The sequence below is a fragment of the Rhodococcus sp. ACT016 genome (assembly GCF_050477185.1).
Classification (GTDB): domain Bacteria; phylum Actinomycetota; class Actinomycetes; order Mycobacteriales; family Mycobacteriaceae; genus Prescottella.
Genome location: NZ_JBEAET010000001.1, coordinates 3,377,377 through 3,395,089 on the forward strand (window position 1 = coordinate 3,377,377; position 17,713 = coordinate 3,395,089).

A 17,713-nucleotide genomic window follows, 5' to 3' on the forward strand; every position below is an offset into this window, starting at 1 on the left:
CCCCGGAGAAATGGTCATCATGAGCAAGCAAGACGTTGTGAAGACGAACGGCGCCGAGCGTGAGCCCCGCGACACCTCGGCGGTCGGCCTGAACCCGGTCAAGCGGGACGCGATGGGCGCCGCGATGCGCGTGCTGACCCGGATCACCGGGTCCGACCTGGCCGAGAAGTACAACCTGCGCCAGGTCATCGACCGCGTCACCTACGAGGGCACCAAGACCGGCTTCAAGACCCTCGGGGCCGCGACCCGCACCTTCAACCGTGTCTCCGGCGGCGGCGCGCCCAAGCGCCTGTCCGACGGCGCCACCAAGCACGCCGATTACTTCGACCTGACGCCCGACGACGAGCAGAAGATGATCGTCGAGACGGTGCGCGAGTTCTCGGCCGAGATCCTGCGTCCGGCCGCGCACGACGCCGACGAGGCCGCCGAGGCTCCGTCGGATCTGCTGAAGCGCTCCGCCGAACTGGGCATCACGCTCATCAACATCCCCGAGGAACTCGAGGGGGTGGCATCCGAGCGCGGTGCGGTCACCAATTCGCTGGTGGCCGAGGCCCTCGCGCACGGCGACATGGGTCTGGCGCTGCCGATCCTCGCGCCCAGCGGCGTGGCCGTCGCCCTCACCCAGTGGGGCACCGACGCCCAGCAGCAGACGTACCTCCCCGCGTTCGCGGGCGACAACGTCCCGGCCGCCGCGGTCGTCGTCAGCGAACCGCGCGCACTGTTCGATCCGTTCGCGCTGCAGACCAAGGCGGTCCGCTCCCCCAGCGGCTACAAGCTCAACGGCGTCAAGAGCCTCGTCCCGGCGGCGGGTTCGGCGGAGCTGTTCGTGATCGCAGCCGAACTCGACGGCCGTCCGGCGTTCTTCCTCGTCGAGTCCGACACCAAGGGCCTTGTCGTCGAGTCGGATCCGAGCATGGGCCTGCGGGCCGCCGGCCTGGGCCGTCTGATCCTCACCGACGTCGCGGTGCCGGAGTCGGCCATCCTCGGCGACGGCGACGCCGACCAGCGAGCGCGCGAGTACGCCGACGCGATCCGCCTGGCGCGTCTGGGTTGGGCATCGCTCGGCGTGGGCACGTGCCAGGCCGTTCTCGACTACGTGATCCCCTACGTCAACGAGCGCGAGGCGTTCGGCGAGCCGATCAGCCACCGCCAGGCGGTGGCGTTCATGGTCGCGAACATCGCGATCGAACTCGACAGCATGCGGCTGGTGACGTTGCGCGGCGCATCCCGCGCGGAGCAGGGCCTGTCCTTCGCCCGCGAGGCCGCGCTGGCCCGGAAGCTCGCGTCGGACAAGGGCATGCAGATCGGTCTGGACGGTGTCCAGCTGCTCGGCGGCCACGGCTACACCAAGGAACACCCGGTGGAGCGCTGGTACCGCGACCTGCGGGCGATCGGCGTTGCCGAAGGCATCGTCCTCATCTGACGCCGACCCGATTCGTCGGATCTTTCGACTAGGAGACCTTTTCGATGATCAACCTCGAACTTCCCAAGAAGCTGAGGGCCTCTGCGAACCAGGCGCATCAGGTCGCAGCACAGATCTTCCGCCCCATCTCCCGCAAGTACGACCTCGCCGAGCACGAGTACCCCAAGGAACTCGACACCATGGCGGCCATGGTCGAGGGCCTCAACGACTCGGGGCAGGGCGCGTCCGGCGCCGCCCTGGGCCGCGGCGACGAGCCGAAGGTCATGGGCAACACCAACGGCGGCAACATGGCGTCGCTGATGAACGTCATCGAGACCTGCTGGGGTGACGTGGGCCTGACCCTGTCCATCCCCTACCAGGGTCTCGGCAACTCGGCGATCGCCGCGGTCGCCACCGACGAGCAGCTCGAGCGGTTCGGCAAGGTGTGGGCGTCGATGGCCATCACCGAGCCGAGCTTCGGCTCCGACTCCGCGGCCGTCACCGCCACCGCCGTCCTCGACGGCGACGAGTGGGTCCTCAACGGCGAGAAGATCTTCGTCACCGCCGGCGAGCGCTCCACGCACATCGTGGTGTGGGCGAGTGTCGACAAGACCAAGGGCCGCGCGGCGATCAAGTCGTTCGTCGTGCCCCGGGAGGCGCCGGGCCTGAGCGTGGCCCGCCTCGAACACAAGCTCGGCATCAAGGCGTCCGACACCGCGGTGCTCCTGCTGCAGGACTGCCGTATCCCGAAGGACAACCTGCTCGGCAGCCCGGAAGTGAACGTGGAGAAGGGTTTCGCGGGCGTCATGCAGACGTTCGACAACACCCGCCCCATCGTCGCGGGCATGGCGGTCGGCCTGGGCCGGGCCGTCCTCGAGGAACTGCGCGGCATCCTGGAGGAGGCCGGCGTCGAGATCTCGTACGACATCCCGCCGTACAACCAGCACGCGGCCGCGGCCGAGTTCCTGGCGCTCGAGGCCGACTGGGAGGCGTCGTACCTGCTGGCGCTGCGCGCGGCGTGGATGGCCGACAACAAGAAGCCCAACTCGCTCGAGGCGTCGATGTCGAAGGCGAAGGCCGGCCGCACCGGAACCGCCGTGTCCCTCAAGGCCGTCGAACTGGCCGGTCCGCTGGGCTACTCGCAGCGCCCGCTGCTCGAGAAGTGGGCCCGTGACAGCAAGATCCTCGACATCTTCGAGGGCACCCAGCAGGTCCAGCAGCTCATCGTCGCCCGACGCGTGCTCGGCAAGTCCTCGGCCGAACTCAAGTAGGCTGCACGGCAACATCTCTCACAACGAATCCGTCCCCGCCGCTTCACGAGTGGCGGGGACGGATTCGTCAGTGAAATGCCCGGACGGCGAACCACCTCCCGCGCATGGGTCGCGGGAGGAGGTTCACACCGGAGGGACCAGGAGGCGGTACCCCTCGCGGACCTGCATCAATTCACCCTGTCGGCGGCCGCGGATTATCCGAATCGGTGCATCCGTCGAAGCACCTTTGCACCGCGGCCATATACATCCGATCAAGGTATTCGAACGATAACGAGCCGGATCCAGCTTGTCTCGGTATTGCCACAGATCATGATCGAGACTATTACCGAATTGTCGGTTCGAGTCCGGATTGTCGCGGAATTCCCGCGATCGATCGAGGGCCCGTCCGCCTCAACGGCCGAGGTAGCCCTGCAGACACTCGACGGTCGCGGCCTGCTCCTCGTCTGCCCCGAAGACCCACGCCATGTATTCGGTGGCACCGGCGTCGCGCAATGCGTCCAGCTTCTCGAGCACCTGATCGCGCGAACCGATCAACGCGACGTCGGCAGGGTCGGCGGCGCCCTCCTTGTCGAGCATCGCCCGGTACGACGGCGTGTTGGTGTACGCCGCGAACTCCTTCCGGCCACGCTCGCGCGCAGCCTCGACGTCGGACGTCACGCAGATCGGCAGACCCACCACGATCCGGGGCGCCGGCCGGCCGGCGGCCGCGGCGGCCACGCTGATGGTCGGGACGATGTGTTCGGCAACCGTGCGGACGCCCGTCATCAGGGTGACCGTGCCGTCGGTGTGCTCACCGGCCAGTCGCAGCATCGCGGGCCCCAGCGCCGCGATCAGCACCGGCGGGGCCGGGGTGTCGAAGGTGTCCAGCGGACGCGGCAACTCGGCGCGCAACCGCACCCCGTCGACATGCGTCCGCTCCCCCTGCAGTGTCGGAACCAACGCCGCCAGGTAGTCCCGTGCCCACTGCACCGGACGATCGAAGCTCAGCCCCCACACGTCCTCGACGATGAACCGGTGCGAGACACCGATCCCGAGCTGGAGGCGTCCGCCGACCGCGGCCTGCGTGGTCAGGGCCGACGCGGCCATCATCAGCGGATGCGTCGGATGGGTCGGCAGCACCGCGGTTCCCAACCGAATCGACGTCGTCCGATCACCGGCCAGGGCGAGCACCGTCAGCGCATCCCACCCGAAGATCTGCGGCACCCACGCCGCGGCGAACCCGTCGGCCTCCACCTGCGCCACCAGCGCGACCACCTCGTCGAGTCGCGCTGTCGGCCACACCATCCGGCCGATCTCCATCTCCGACCACCCCTTCCGTCGACGTCGAAGGCAGTGTCCCAGTTCGAAAGTGGATCGCGGTGGGATTCCGGAACACGAGGGGCCCGGCCGCAGACGCGACCGGGCCACTCATGTCCGACACTCAGCGCCGCAGGACGTTGGAACGGCCGGCGACGACCGGGATCCAGAGCACCGCCAGCAGCGCCATCGCCGCCCACTCGACGAGCAGGCCATAGCCGATGCTGCCGGTGTGGACGCTGCGGACGCTGTGCTGCGACCAGTACGTGAGCAGCCCGAGAACCGTGCCGACCGTGACGCCGGCCATCGCGACCCACGCGAACACCCAGCGCCTGGTCCAGGCGGCGAGCGCGGACACGCCTATTCCGAACACGACCACGAACCAGGTGAACAGTCGTGCCAGCGACGCCACCTCGTGGTGCCCGCCGGCCAGGACGTTCCACGCGCGCAGCCCGTCCACCTGCGGTGCGGCCAACGCGATCAGCAGGATCATCACCGTCGCCGCGATGAAGGGGGCCCGTCCGCGCGGGTCGACCTCACGGGCCACCTTCGCCTCGATCGACGCCAGTTCTCGTCGCAGCAGCGATAAGTCGTCGCTCATACGCTCACGTCGGTCGATGCTCGTCTGCGTTGAAACACACCGAAAACCATATCGGCGGCGACGAACCCGAGCAGGGTCAGCCCCAGCAGCGGCACGAACCATCCGACCAGTACGGACCCGATCACAATCGACCCGATCGCACCCGCAGACAGGCCACGCAGCCCGCCGCGCACCGGCGGACGGCCCCACCGCCGCGAGCCACGAGTCGGACGACGCCGCCACCACATCGTGTAGCCGAGGGCGATCACCACCAGCAACGCCACGGCCAGCACCAGCAGTGCGATCTGGTTGAGCAGACCGAAGAGGATACCCATGTGCATGCCGATGGCCCAGAACGTGAGCTTGGCCGCCAGCGGCCAGTCCGCAAATCGGGACGTGTCGGTGATCTGTCCCGTCGCGCCGTCGATCGCCACCGCGTCGGTCGCGAACTGGAACGGCTGCCGTGTCTGTGTGACGGTGAACGCGGTGGCGGACTTCGACGGGATCGACGCCTCGACCTGACCGGTCACACCCGCGTTCGCGGCGATCGCCAGCACGTCGTCGATGCGTGCGACATTGGTGTCGAGCACATCGGCTCCGGTCGGCGCGGCGGTGTCGTGCCCGCCGTGACCGTCGTGACCACCGGATGCCGGGGCCTCCGCAACGTCGAGCGACTTCGACACCGACGGCGTACCCCAGCCGAGATCGGCGCGCAGGTCACCGATGTTCTCGCCCGCGTACTTCGACCAGGTCAGGCCCGTCGCGGACAGGAACACCAGGCCGAGCGCGATCCACAATCCGATCGCGCCGTGCCATCCGAGCGCGCGATTGCGCCCGCGGGCCCCACGCTTGACGGTCCACAGCCGGGGCGCGGCGGACGCGCCGCGGGCCTTCGCCGTCCGGTAGCGGCGCACCCACAGGTAGACGCCGCCGAGCGCGATCACCCACAGCCACGACGCCGCCAGCTCGCTGTAGATGCGGCCGGGTTCGCCGAGGTGCAGGTGTCGGTGGAGTTGCGAGATCCACGTCCGCAGCGGCAGTGCGCTGCTGCTGCCGTAGACGACGAGCTCGCCGACCGGCCGTGCGGACACCGGGTCGACGAACACCGCGAGCCGCTCGGATTCGCCGAGCGTCGGGTCGGCGAACAGCACCCGCGTGGTCTGCCCGTCCTCGGTGGACGGCCGCACGGCCGACACCGTCAGGTCGGGACGCTCGGCCTGTGCGGCCGCGACCTGCGCGCTCACCGGCGCGGTGGGTCCGGTCGACTCGACGTGCAGGTAGTCGCGGTAGACGAACTGTTCGAGCGTCGGCGCGATCGCGTACAGGCCACCGCTGATCGCGGCGATCACGAGGAACGGCGCGACGAAGATGCCGGCGTAGAAGTGCAGGCGCAGGACCAGCCGGCGGAACGCGCCCGGCGGCGACGGGTCCTGCGACGCGGTCTCTGCCTCGCTGCGGGGTTTCGGGGCGTTCGGAAGGTGCGCAGGGGTGATCCCCACGCCTTCGGAAGCGTGCATGGAACAGGCTCTTTCCTGAAGTTCGGATCGGCGCGCGAGACGAGCACACGCGCCGCGAAGGACACGCCGACACGGACCGGCACACGAGTCGTGTGCGGACGTCGGCGGTGCAGACAGCAGCGGACGCCGGACGCGCGGGTGCGCGACCGGCCGTCTACCGGGAAAGAGCGGGAGGTCCGCGCGTGCCGCCCGCGACGCGGGCGACGCGAGAAGTCGTCGGATCGAGGCGAGGGACGGCGGTCGGCGTCCACCGGCGGACGTCGGGCACCGGGGGCGCGGTCAGCACCGCGACCACGATGCGGATCACCGAGCCGATCACGGTGAGCACCGACCGCTCGGCCGCCCGGACCAGCACTGCGCCGACGACGGTCGCTGCGGCGTGCGCCGCGAGCATCTGCGGGGTCAGGTGGAGGCCGTGACCGTGCTCGGACGCCAGCGTCAGCGTGAGGTGGCCGATTCCCTGGCCGGCCGCGAGCACCGCCGCGAGCGACAGCAGCGGATTGCGGCCGCCGCGGAGCGAGGAGACGACGGCTCCGACCACGGCACTGGCGGCGAGCAGCAGCACGATCGCTTCCTCGCTCGGCACGGCGGTCCCGCCGCCGAGTCCGTGCGCCGCGATGCTGATCGCCCCGGACAGCGAGCCGACGAACATGCCGCGCAGGCGCGCGACGGCATCGGCTCGGGCATTCACCCCGCGACAGTAGCGCCTACTACAGCCGTTAGTACATCGAGCGGGACGAATCCTCGAACTGTGATGTCCATCACCATTAGGCTGATACTGCTGACGTCGCCGATGGGAGCCACCATGCAGGACGTTCTGACGAAGATCGCCGACACGCTCAGCGCCGTCCGAGTTCTGCAGCGCTCCGGCCTGATCCCCTTCCCCCGCGTCGACGAGGGCATTCGCGTGCTGCTCGGCGTCGACAAGTACGGGCCGTTCGCCGGGTCGGTCCACGCCCACGCCGCGCAGGGGCACGACCGCGTCGCACTGATCGACGAACGCGGACCGCTCACCTATCGCGAACTCGAGCAGCAGTCCAACGCCCTGGTCCACGCGTGGCAGGCCGAGGGCATCGAAGCCGGTTCGTGCATCGGCGCCATGTGCCGCAATCACCGCGGTCTGGTGCTGACGATGCTGGCCGCGACGAAGGGCGGCGCGCGCCTGGTGCTGATGAACACCGGATTCGGTCGCCCCCAACTCGCAGACGTGGCGAAGCGAGAAGGCGTGCGCCACTTCGTGTTCGACAGCGAGTTCGCCGACATCGCCGACGCCCTGCCCTCCGACGTCACGCTGTTCCGGTCGTGGGTGGACGAACCCGCGCGGACACCGCCGTCCGAGACGACGCCGCGCACCCTCGACGAACTCATCGCCGGGCAGTCCACCGACACCGTGCCCGCCCCGGAGGAACCGGGCACCTTCATCCTCCTCACGAGCGGCACCACCGGTACCCCGAAGGGCGCACCGCGCGGTCACACCTCGCCGCTCGTGTCGGCCCAGTTCCTGGACCGGATCCCGCTGCGCCCCCGGCAGACCATGCTCGTGCCCGCACCCACGTTCCACGGCACCGGCGTCTCCCAGCTCGTCCTGGGATTCGCACTCGAGAACACCGTCGTGATGCAGCGTCGTTTCGACCCGGAGGTCACCGTCCGCCTACTCGCCGAACACCGCGCCGATTCCCTCGTCCTCGTTCCGACGATGCTGCAGCGCATCATCGACCTCGGCCCCGACGTGCTGTCCCGGTACGACACCTCCAGCCTGAAGGTGATCTTCGCCGCCGGCTCGGCCATCTCCCCCGACCTGAGCATCCGCACCCAGCAGGCGTTCGGGAAGGTGCTGTACAACTTCTACGGCTCCACCGAGGTCGCCGCCGTCACCATCGCCACCCCCGACGACCTCGAGCACGCCCCCGGGACCGCCGGCCGCGTGCCCGCCACCTGCCACATCGCCCTGTTCGACGACGACGGCCACCAGATCACCGAACCCGACGTCGTCGGACGGATCTTCGCGAAGAGCGGGCTGAGCTTCGAGGGCTACACCGACGGCCGCGACAAGCAGCGCATCGACGGCATGCTCTCCACCGGCGACGTCGGGCACTTCGACCGCGACGGCCTGCTGTTCGTCGACGGCCGCGACGACGACATGATCGTCTCCGGCGGCGAGAACGTGTACCCCCTCGAGGTCGAGAACCTCATCGCCGAACGCCCCGACGTCCTCGACGTCGCGGTGGTCGGCGTCGTGGACGACGAATTCGGCCACCGGCTACGGGCATTCGTGGTGCCGGCCCCGACGTCGACGCGGAACGCGGACGAGATCCGCGCACACGTGAAAACGAACCTGGCCCGCTACAAGGTGCCCCGCGATGTCGTCTTCGTCGAGGAGTTGCCCCGCAACACGACCGGCAAGCTGCTGCGGCGGGTGCTGATCGAGATGGACGTCGAATCCGACTGAGTGCCTACGAGAGTCACCCGTCGTGGGTGCTGCGTGAGCCGCGCGTCATACGGAACGAGTTGAGCGTCCCGAGCAGGCCGGCCACAACGGGTACGAGCAGTGCGACCTGCAGCGCGAGGGGGCGCGCGTCGGTGTTGATGCGGATGATCTCGTCCTGGATCTGGGCCGGTTGGCCCGCGAGCAACGATTCGAGTTCGGTGTTGCTCATGACCTGCGCGTCCTCCTCGAGCACCTGGGCGACGCGTTGCTGGTCCGCGGGCGGAAGCACCGCGCTCGAGTGCGCCATCGAGGTGAAGGTGATCGACAGCGTCGCCAACATGACCGCACCGGCGAAGGCCAGTCCGAACGACAGCCCGAACGACCCTGCCGCCGAGTTGGTGCCGGCAGCTTCGCTGACGCGTTCCTCCGAGATCGGCGCGAGCGTGTAGTTGTTCAGCTGCGAAACGAGCAACCCCAGGCCCGAACCGGCAACCACGAGGGGCACCAGCAGCGCCCACCCGAATTCCGCCCGGGGCACCAACGGGATCAGGACGGCGATGCCGACGGTGGCCAGCAGGAAGCCCCACCGAATGATCCCGGCCGGGTCACGGTCACCCGACTTCTTCCCCGCGAGCAGTGCCACGGCGAACATGCTCAGCGACAGGGGCGCGAGCGACAGTCCCGCCTGCATCGCGTTGTATTCGAGCACCATCTGCAGGTAGATCGGCAGCGCGATCATCGTGCCGCCCAGCGCGATCTGCTGGAGCATCTGCTGCGAAACACCGACCCTGAAGACCTTCGATCGGAACAGATCCGGATCCAGCAGTGTCGGTTCGCCGCGTCGCTTCCGCCGCACCAACCAGTAGGCCAGCCCGCCCAGCCCCACGGCACCCGTCGCCAGGAGCGCGGCGACCGCCTCTCCACCCTCCTGCCACACCAGGATGCCCAGCACCACCCCGCCCATACCCACGACCGAGAGCTCCGCACCGACGACGTCCACCCGCCGAGACCCGGTGTACGGCACGTCGCGGACGAGTCCGATACCGGAGAGCACGACGACGATGATCGCCACCTCGAGGAGGAACGCGATGCGCCACGAGAGATAGGTGGTGATGAATCCGCCGAGCAGCGGTCCGACGGCAGCGGCGATCGCGGCCGCGGCCCCGACGAGGGCGTAGGCCTTCTTCTGAGCGTCGCCTTCGAAGTTGCCGTGCACGAGCGATTGCATCGCGGGCAGCAGCAGTGAAGCGCCGATCCCTCCGATGACGGCCCAGAAGATGATCACGACCGTCAGGCTCTGCGCCACCGACATCGCTGCCGCACCCGTCGCGTAGCCGAACAGGCCCAACACGTAGGCCCGCTTGCGCCCGATGAGATCGCCCACCTTGCTGCCGATCAGGATGAAGGCCGCCGACACCAGCGCCTCGAGCGCGATCGCCGCCTGCACACCGCTGACGGTGGTGTCGAGATCTCGCACCACGGCAGAAATCGACACATTCATCAAGGACGTGTCGACGACCAGAACGAACATGGCCATCGCGAGGAGGGTCGCGAGCAACTTCGTGTGGTCCGCGGCCCGAGCGGATCCGTCGGTCATCGCACCGTCTGACATGGCTGGCTCACCACCTCGGCAGTCGCGCCACCATCCGTATGGTGAGTGCGGCATCGCCGCTGGAATCCGAGGGTATCGGGCGGAAGCGCCGGACCGATCCGGAACGGCCTGCACACAGCAAAGAACCCCCGCCCTGGATCAGGACGGGGGTTCTTCTTAGTAGTCCTCGCTGGTGCCAAAATCAACACCCCTAATCGATGCGCAACCCCGGCTGACCCCGGATTGCCCCCAGGCAGAAACGTCCGGTCGCGCGTTACGGAGTCTCATCGACGAGAAGCAGTCGAGCTGTACACGTCTGGGCTCAGTGCGCTGGGTGTGGCGGAGCGGCTTGGACTCGGGAAGTCAACGGTGCTCCGGATCTTGAAGTTGCAAGGCGTCTCCGTCAGACCACAGGGTCAGCGGATTAGCTAAGTCCAGCCTCTTGACCTCCTGCTCGCTTGTCGCCATGCAACGCTCGCCCCACCTAGTGAGTCCAACTATCTACAAGGTCCTACAGTCGCTCAGCTTCTGCGATCGCGTCGTCCACACCGTAGACACCAAGCTCCAGAAGCATATCCAGGACGTCGAGCAACGCCGCCCGATGGCGCCTGTTTCGAGATTGAGCCAAGCCACGGACTACTAGCTCACTGATGTAGCGCGCGTCGCCAGCGGCACCGGTCCGGATGTCACCGGCATCACTGCCAAAGACGGAAATGAACCGTTGAGACGCCTTCAATACGAGTTCATCAACCTTGTCTGGCGCGTGCTGCAGCGTGAGCAATAACTGCGGGGTTGCATGGTCGTAGGCTGGCGATTCAATGAGTGCAGACAGTAGACCAGCGAATGGACGGAGGGGGTGGTCGCGTAGGTGAGGAGCGACCTTCGCAACAGCCTTTAGGACTTCTTCGTCATCATCATTCATCATGCCGATCAGAGCGGAACTCGCAAGCTCGACGTTCATCGTTCGATCAACACGATGAGCGCAGATCTCTGCAGCACCCTTCCGCACCCTGGCGTCACCTGCCAACACCTGCGTCATCAACTCGGGACGGCTCCATTCGAGCGCGGCAAAAGCGGCGAGTGCTCCGCCCGCCTCACGCGCCTCCGCATTCTGGGACTCCAGCATCCTCTGAATAACGGGGGTAATAATCTCTGGGTTGACATTGCCGATGTGGAGCATCAATCGCTGCACCATCTCCGCCGCCAAAATTCGATCGTCGGCATCGATCAGCTTCTCGAACGCCGCGACGGCATCCGGACGAGCATGTCGGAGCGACGCTGCGACTACATGTGCAACACACGATCGGACGAAGAGCACTGGGTCGGTCGCGAGTGTGTCGAGATGCGGTCGAACGAGCTCAGTACGCGCACCGTCAGCGTCGTAGACGAGCAGGTCGCCGAGCGTTTCGGCAAGACTGCCTCTCGCCGTGTTGATGCCAGCATGACGCATATCGGCTGCACTTCTGCCGTCATCTCCCTCGCGAGTGAAGATAGGCGAATCATCTTCGGGGTCCGAAGACTGGAGTGCGCGATCGCGGAGAAGTTCAACTAAATCAAGCGGGACGTCGCGGTAGTAGCGTCTCAGTGCGTTACCAAGCCAACGGTCGACTTCATCATGCCCGAGGGACGCGATGTGTCGAACAGCGGCATAGATCAGTGGCGCCGTCTCGTCAGAGTGATCGGCATCCGCGAAACCCATCAAGAGACCATTGGCGTACGCTGCATTGTGCTCCGGCGTCAGCTTGAGAGCTAGGCGGGTAAAGCGGCCCGGGTCAGCAGCCGCCTGCTCACGCAGGACATATGACAATTCGCGGGCTCCACCCGTGAAGGTGCCCCAGTTCCTTTCGTCAGAGCCGTACCTGGTCATGGCCTTAAGCCACTGCTCATCGGTCATCCTGCTCGCTGCTTGCGACCCGATGGGCGAACCAATCGCGCCGCCGACCATACCGCGAGGCTTCGACGGCGCGTCTTCCTGGAACTTTCGGCGATACTCCCCTAGCCGACGCACGCCCTCTGGACTTAGTCGCTGTTCCTCAAGTGCCGAGAGGAAGGTGAACGAACACCATCCGAAGCTGTGGCGACTCTCGTAGGCATTGCGCAGGTCGCGGAACTGGTCCTCAAGCTGCCTGTGAACCTCATCGCTGAGATGTGGCGCCACTGCCCGGACCAACTCGCGCGCGACCCAGTCCGAGTCCGACATATAGCCACAATCAAGACGGGCACCACCTTCCAGGATCAAGGTCGCCGCCCAACTAGCGAAGCTGGCAGCACCGGCGGTCAGCGCCCGGTAGAGCAAGAACTGAGCCGCATCGTGCGGATCGGCGGCCAGTTCTTCGAGTAGCGGTCGAGCTTCGTGAGGTGAGGTCTGAGCAAGTACTTCGAGTGCGCGAACTGAGCCAGTGAACAGCGCATCATCAAGATCTCTGTCATCAAGCTCGTCGACATCAAACCGCGCTGAGAAGTGTCGGTCACGAATAGGGTCACCGGGACGCGGCTCATAGGCCGTGGCAGCCATGACCTGACATAGGTACGGAACGACCGTCTGGACAAAGGCCAGGGGTTCAGCTGTGGCAGCTTCGCGCACCAGCTCTGTTGCACTGTACTCCCGCAGCTTGAGGAGACCGACATACTCACTCTCATCTAGCGAAAGTCCTTCAGGGTGGTCAACGACCCGTGCCTGAATCAACTCAATCGCCCAAAGCGGCTTATGCTTCGCAAGGTCATGAACTGCTAGCCACAGCTCATTCTCGGCGGTGTCGAAGCCACCTTCGCGGACCGCCGCTAGGATTAATTCGAACAGTGCACGATTCTGATGTGCGTCCGAGAATCGAGCGATCCACCGCAGCCAGTTGAGGTACTCAGGCGCAGCCTGAAGTGCACGTAGAAGTTCGGCCACCTCGCCCGGCAACTCCTTAATAGCGCTTGTCATCAGGTTGACCGCACGGTGCTGCAGAGTCGCCTCCCCGCTATCAAGCCAGGCGACGATCGTGCCGTCTTCGTGGAACCTTCTGAACCAGGGGGCGCGCCGTGTGTGCGACCAGAGTTGCTCCTCAAGCTGCGGCGCCGCTGCGGCGACCTCGAACACAACCTCGGCGTCCTCGGTGGTAGGAGCAGCGAGGTTGGAGAGCACTGCAAGCACTGTCGCCTTGATGTGGAAGCGCACTTGTTCGCTCGTCAACGCGCCTGATGCTTCAATCCGGAAGCGTTCAGGTTCGCGTTCATAGAGGTGTTGCAAGATCTGACGAACCTGTGCCCTGCGGAACAGCTCTTGCTCATCCCGCAGCAGGAAATCGACCAATGATTCAGATCGCGATACCCATTGCCGCGCAAATGCGTAGTCGAAAAACGTTTCATGGAAGAACGCGATCCGGTTACCGTCACGAGCCAGGACGTGTTCTGAAACAAGCACATTCGCATCCTCGATGAGGTCGCCGTCATCAAGAATCTCGACTGGGACGGAGAGCGTCTGGCGGTCGCTTGCCGCGTTCGCGACTCGGTTGAGCACGTCGTTGAATCGCACATTAGCTCGCCTTGCGCGGGAGGTTTGCCGCTTACGCTCCCAATAGGCCTCGAACAGCGAGCCCTTGGATTGAAAGGCTAGCGCTGCCTTTTCGCCGGCAATCGTCTCGAGTAGCACGAGGTGCAGCGGAGTTTGCAGAATCGCTCGCTGGGAAGTGGTTAAACGTGTCGGATCGAGGCCCATCTCAGTGACGGCGGCGTCGACCACCTCAGCAGTGAGAGGGCCGATGGACACCTTCACCGTGTCCGACCGGTCAGTCAGTGACCGAATCCGATGGTCGTTGTCGATATCGAACTCTCGGCAGGCGAGGATGACGTTGATGCCCGACACCGACAACGCTTCTCCGATGAGGTCCACAACGATGTCGAAACTTTCGGGCATTCGTCCCGACGCAAGGCTGACCGCATCGAGCTGATCAATGACAAGAAACGCGTTCCGTTCTTCGGCGGCCAACGCCAATACGACCGCCGGTGAGGTCTCTAGTCCAAGCTGTCGACCCAAGTCCGTCGTCGAAGCAAACGAGTCGAGACGGTCAAGACGAATGGCGAGCACTTTCGCGCCTGTAGCTTCAAGTGACTCGACGGACTGCTCAAGAACTGAACTCTTTCCTCCGCCCGCGGTACCGGCTACGAAGCCCATCCGGTGATCGCGAAATACGTCGATCAACTGAGAAGCTTCAACACGTTCGATGCGGGGCTGTAGCAGTTCGCGTCGTACCGACTCACGCCAGCTGTTCGTGAGGGCACGCACCTGCTCGTGTGCGCTTTGGCGCGAGGCGGCCTCGAGCGGACGGATGTCTTGCTGTGCGAGCAGCTCTAGGAGTTCAGTCCGCGTAAGTCGCCGGCCAAGGTTGTCGAGAAGGAGGTCTCCGATCGCGAGCGCAATCAAATGACCCGTCGCTCCACCCAACTGACGTCCGGCGAGCATAGCGTTCATTCGGATGATGTCGTGCTCATCCTGGACCGAGAACCACATGCCTCGCAAGGTGTCCCAGGTGTTCTGCGGGCTGCCGAGAATTTTCGCGGCAGACAACTGATCAAAGACGGGACGGAGTTCCTCCGTCAGCCAAGACTGGGTAAACGAGATTAGATCGGATGACTTACGCGCCCGGTCAGCCAACTCCTGCAACGGACGGCAAGGGACCAGAGAAACGAAGTGAAATTCGCGACTTGCTGCAACATGAGTGGCTGCCGCGTCGAAGACCTTGAGGTCAGCGAGAGCCTTCACCGTCCAGCTGTTGCTGTTTCCATTCTGACGCTTGAGCTGGTGAACCTCGGTGGATGTACCGCTTACATAGGTAAATTCCGAACCTTTGCCGACTTCAATATCCACATCTTCGAGCGTCAGCGAATGGCGCTCATCTGCGATGCAGTAAAGCGCATGCCTAATGGCCCACGCTGCCTCGTACTTGTTACCCAGTTTGTCGGCCTCACCGCCCGGCCTCGGACTCACATGGACTCCAAGCTGCAGGCGCTTCGTGCACTCGCATCCTCAACCCGCGACATCATCACCAGGCCTCCTCGACCAACGGTGAGGATGTAGTCCTTGTACTGTGGCGCGTCCATGCCGCATCGAAGCTGGTCGCAACTTGCCCATAGGGATGAGTAGAGGTCCGACTTCATAAGCGACACAGCTGGTCTACCTTCGCTTTTTCCAGGCATATGATGCCATTTTACCATCAGCTCGAACAAATGTGCGAAGAATCAGGCTAGAGGCCCGCCGCCCTCCGCGTGCACAGCATGCCAAACCAACTAGACATTGTGTGCCAGACACGGCGTAACAGCCCGACCCTCCGTTCTTCGCAGGACGCCCGAAGTACGTCATAGCGGCGCGACTCGCGTCTATGTCTCGTACAGGCCGCGTCCGTTGGCCTTGAACCACGCCTGCAATCGTTGAATGGGACTGCCCCCGGTTTGGTTGACATCTTGACCTGTGAGGACCGCTCGTCACAGGTGGAAGGATGTTCCCCATGCCGAAAGCGTTTCCCGAGGAGTTCCGCCGCGACGTCATCGCGGTCGCTCGTAAAGGCGAGGCCCCGCTGCGCCAGATCGCGAAGGACTTCGGAATCTCCGAGGGCTGCCTGCACCGTTGGTTGAAGATCGCCAACCGCGAGGACGGCATCGACACTGGCACGACGCCCACGAGCTCGGACGAGTCGGCGGAGCTACGAGAAGCACGCAAGCGGATCAAGCTCCTCGAGCAGGAAGCCGAGGTCATGCGCCGTGCCGTCGCCTATTTGTCCCGGGACATCAACCCAAAATGATGTTCCCGCTGGTCCTCGACCTTGCCGCTGACGGTGTCCCCGTCACGGTGACCTGCCGGGTTCTCGGATTCTCCACCCAGGCGTTCTACAAATTGAGGAAAGATCCAGTAACGCAACGTGATTGGGACGATGCGCATCTCATCAATGCTGCTCGCGAGATCCATGCCGACGATCCCGCCTTCGGCTACCGATTCATCGCAGACGAACTCCCCGATCGAGGCATCACCGCCGGCGAGAACCGCGTCGCACGACTGTGCTCGCAAGAGCGCATCTGGTCGGTGTTCTCGAAGAAGCGAGGCCTGAACAGAAAAGCCGGCCCGCCAGTTCACGACGACCTCGTCGACCGCCGGTTCGCCGCTGGGCAGCCCAACGAGCTCTGGCTGACCGACATCACTGAACACCGCACCGACGAGGGCAAGCTCTACCTCTGCGCGATCAAGGATGTGTACTCGAACAAGATCGTCGGGTACTCGATCGACTCCCGTATGAAGGCGTCCCTGGCAGTCACGGCGTTGCGAAATGCCATCGCGCAACGCGACCCGACCAGAACGATTGTGCACTCCGACAGAGGGAGTCAATTTCGGTCACGGAAGTTCGTACATGAACTCTCACACAACGGGTTACGTGGTTCGATGGGACGCGTGGGAGCATGTGGCGACAATGCCGCAATGGAGTCGTTCTTCGCTCTCCTGCAGAAGAACGTCCTCGATCGGCAGCGATGGTCGACCCGAACAGAACTACGTATGGCGATCGTGACCTGGATCGAACGGACCTACCACCGCAAGCGCCGGCAACGCCGTCTCGGAAAGCTCACTCCGATCGAGTTTGAGACAATCAACAGAGCCGCATACGCGGCCTGAACTACTCAACCCCACGAGTCAACCAAGGTGGGGGCAGTCCCAATCAGCTCGGCGTACTCAGTGAGTGTGAGTTCCTTAATCGCATTCAGTGCGACGTTAATCTTGTAGTCCTCAGGCTGCGAGGATGCTTGATACTCGATGCTGTATGTCTCAATCAAACTTGCAAAGGTCAGCAGGGCATTAGCCTCGGGCTGCTTTCTGAAGGTGTCGACTGAGTGGTAGCCCAACCGGGTGGCCGCAACTTGGCGCAGGACGGTTGGGTTGGCTCCTCGGCGGCCTTGCTCAAGCCCAAGCAGTATGCCGATCGCCGTCCCTTGTGCTCCTTCACTGCGCAACTTGTACACGCTGCGTAGCAAGTTCTCGATGTGCTCGGCGTTATCCGCTCCCGTGGTCTGCGCGGTGACCTCGCGTAGTGCAGGCACGTCGTCTAGGTAGTCAGATAGCCGATGCAGGCCACGTCTCCGCACGACCTTCAGGTCATTAACGAGGCGATCGCGAAGTGTCGGTTCCGGCATGACCCGATTTTGCCCGGCAACTGCCCGGTTCGTGCCCAGAAGAGACGGCGTTCAATCCGCAAACCTTGAGGTAGAGGGCAAATCGCCGGACTGTCCACCGACTGAAAGAAGTATCATGACCGATCTTGAGCGCTTTGGAGCTTCAACAACCGGATCCAGGAGTAGTCGACTTGCCGGCCGGGCGCTGGCCCGTCAGACCGCCCGCGATCTCGCTGCGATTGATCACTCGACCGAGGTTCGTTCGGCTCAAGTTAGCGCTGCTGGCAAAGTCCAGCAGGCCAAGGTTGACGCCGCGGCTCGGACTGGCGCCTATGCCATGGAGCAAGTCGCGCTGGTGGCACAGATGCAGCAACAGCTCGCGTTAGCCGCCCCGACTGCCTCGGGCGACCTGGATTTCATCAAGACGATGACCGTCATGAGCGTCGGTCAGATCGTCGCGGATACCGGCCGGGCGGTGAATCGGAGATGAC

General features: G+C 64.9%; 12 protein-coding genes. 5 read left to right on the forward strand and 7 right to left on the reverse strand.

The window, feature by feature from the left end; all coding sequences use genetic code 11:
• Nucleotides 1-10 precede the first annotated feature (10 nt).
• Both ACQ5DX_RS15550 and ACQ5DX_RS15555 read left to right on the forward strand, forming a co-directional pair.
• On the forward strand, nt 11-1,423 hold the full coding sequence (locus ACQ5DX_RS15550; protein ID WP_430333449.1) for an acyl-CoA dehydrogenase family protein: 1,413 nt from the start codon (nt 11-13) through the stop codon (nt 1,421-1,423).
• 44 nt (nt 1,424-1,467) lie between these two features.
• Nucleotides 1,468-2,673 carry an acyl-CoA dehydrogenase family protein gene (locus ACQ5DX_RS15555; protein ID WP_430333450.1) on the forward strand — a complete coding sequence of 402 codons (1,206 nt, stop codon included), beginning with the start codon at nt 1,468-1,470 and terminating at the stop codon, nt 2,671-2,673.
• A gap of 390 nt (nt 2,674-3,063) precedes the next feature.
• Here ACQ5DX_RS15555 and ACQ5DX_RS15560 read toward each other — a convergent pair whose 3' ends face one another.
• The 4 genes from ACQ5DX_RS15560 to ACQ5DX_RS15575 all read right to left on the reverse strand — a co-directional run bounded on the left by ACQ5DX_RS15560 (nt 3,064) and on the right by ACQ5DX_RS15575 (nt 6,757).
• Entirely contained in the window at nt 3,064-3,957 is an 894-nt protein-coding gene (locus ACQ5DX_RS15560) for a TIGR03564 family F420-dependent LLM class oxidoreductase (RefSeq protein ID WP_430333451.1), read from the reverse strand.
• A 136-nt stretch (nt 3,958-4,093) separates the two neighbouring features.
• Nucleotides 4,094-4,570 (reverse strand): Rv2732c family membrane protein, encoded by a 477-nt coding sequence (locus tag ACQ5DX_RS15565; protein ID WP_430333452.1) that lies wholly within the window; start codon nt 4,568-4,570, stop codon nt 4,094-4,096.
• On the reverse strand, nt 4,567-6,066 hold the full coding sequence (locus ACQ5DX_RS15570) for a PepSY-associated TM helix domain-containing protein (protein WP_430333453.1): 1,500 nt from the start codon (nt 6,064-6,066) through the stop codon (nt 4,567-4,569). The genes ACQ5DX_RS15565 and ACQ5DX_RS15570 overlap by 4 nt, the downstream gene beginning before the upstream one ends.
• 154 nt (nt 6,067-6,220) lie before the next feature.
• A complete protein-coding gene (locus ACQ5DX_RS15575; protein WP_430333454.1) occupies nt 6,221-6,757 on the reverse strand; it encodes a hypothetical protein in 537 nt (178 codons plus the stop codon).
• Nucleotides 6,758-6,871: 114 nt separating this feature from the next.
• On the opposite strand from ACQ5DX_RS15575, the gene ACQ5DX_RS15580 reads away from it, so the two are divergent.
• Nucleotides 6,872-8,515, forward strand: coding sequence for an acyl-CoA synthetase (locus ACQ5DX_RS15580; RefSeq protein WP_430335689.1), 1,644 nt, complete (start codon nt 6,872-6,874; stop codon nt 8,513-8,515).
• A 13-nt stretch (nt 8,516-8,528) separates the two neighbouring features.
• Here ACQ5DX_RS15580 and ACQ5DX_RS15585 read toward each other — a convergent pair whose 3' ends face one another.
• Nucleotides 8,529-10,106 (reverse strand): MFS transporter, encoded by a 1,578-nt coding sequence (locus ACQ5DX_RS15585; protein ID WP_430333455.1) that lies wholly within the window; start codon nt 10,104-10,106, stop codon nt 8,529-8,531.
• Between the two features lie 490 nt (nt 10,107-10,596).
• Nucleotides 10,597-15,057, reverse strand: a complete 4,461-nt coding sequence (locus ACQ5DX_RS15590) for a hypothetical protein (protein WP_430333456.1) — start codon at nt 15,055-15,057, stop codon at nt 10,597-10,599.
• A gap of 517 nt (nt 15,058-15,574) precedes the next feature.
• Between ACQ5DX_RS15590 and ACQ5DX_RS15595 the strand changes: the two genes are divergently transcribed.
• A protein-coding gene (locus tag ACQ5DX_RS15595; protein WP_430335690.1) for an IS3 family transposase occupies nt 15,575-16,728 on the forward strand; the annotation gives its coding sequence in 2 pieces (ribosomal slippage) (nt 15,575-15,863 and nt 15,863-16,728; 1,155 coding nt in all).
• A gap of 5 nt (nt 16,729-16,733) precedes the next feature.
• Here the strand turns inward: ACQ5DX_RS15595 and ACQ5DX_RS15600 are convergent.
• Complete coding sequence (locus ACQ5DX_RS15600; protein ID WP_430333457.1) at nt 16,734-17,243, reverse strand: hypothetical protein; 510 nt, start codon at nt 17,241-17,243, stop codon at nt 16,734-16,736.
• Between the two features lie 115 nt (nt 17,244-17,358).
• On the opposite strand from ACQ5DX_RS15600, the gene ACQ5DX_RS15605 reads away from it, so the two are divergent.
• On the forward strand, nt 17,359-17,712 hold the full coding sequence (locus ACQ5DX_RS15605; RefSeq protein WP_430333458.1) for a hypothetical protein: 354 nt from the start codon (nt 17,359-17,361) through the stop codon (nt 17,710-17,712).
• Nucleotide 17,713 lies beyond the last annotated feature (1 nt).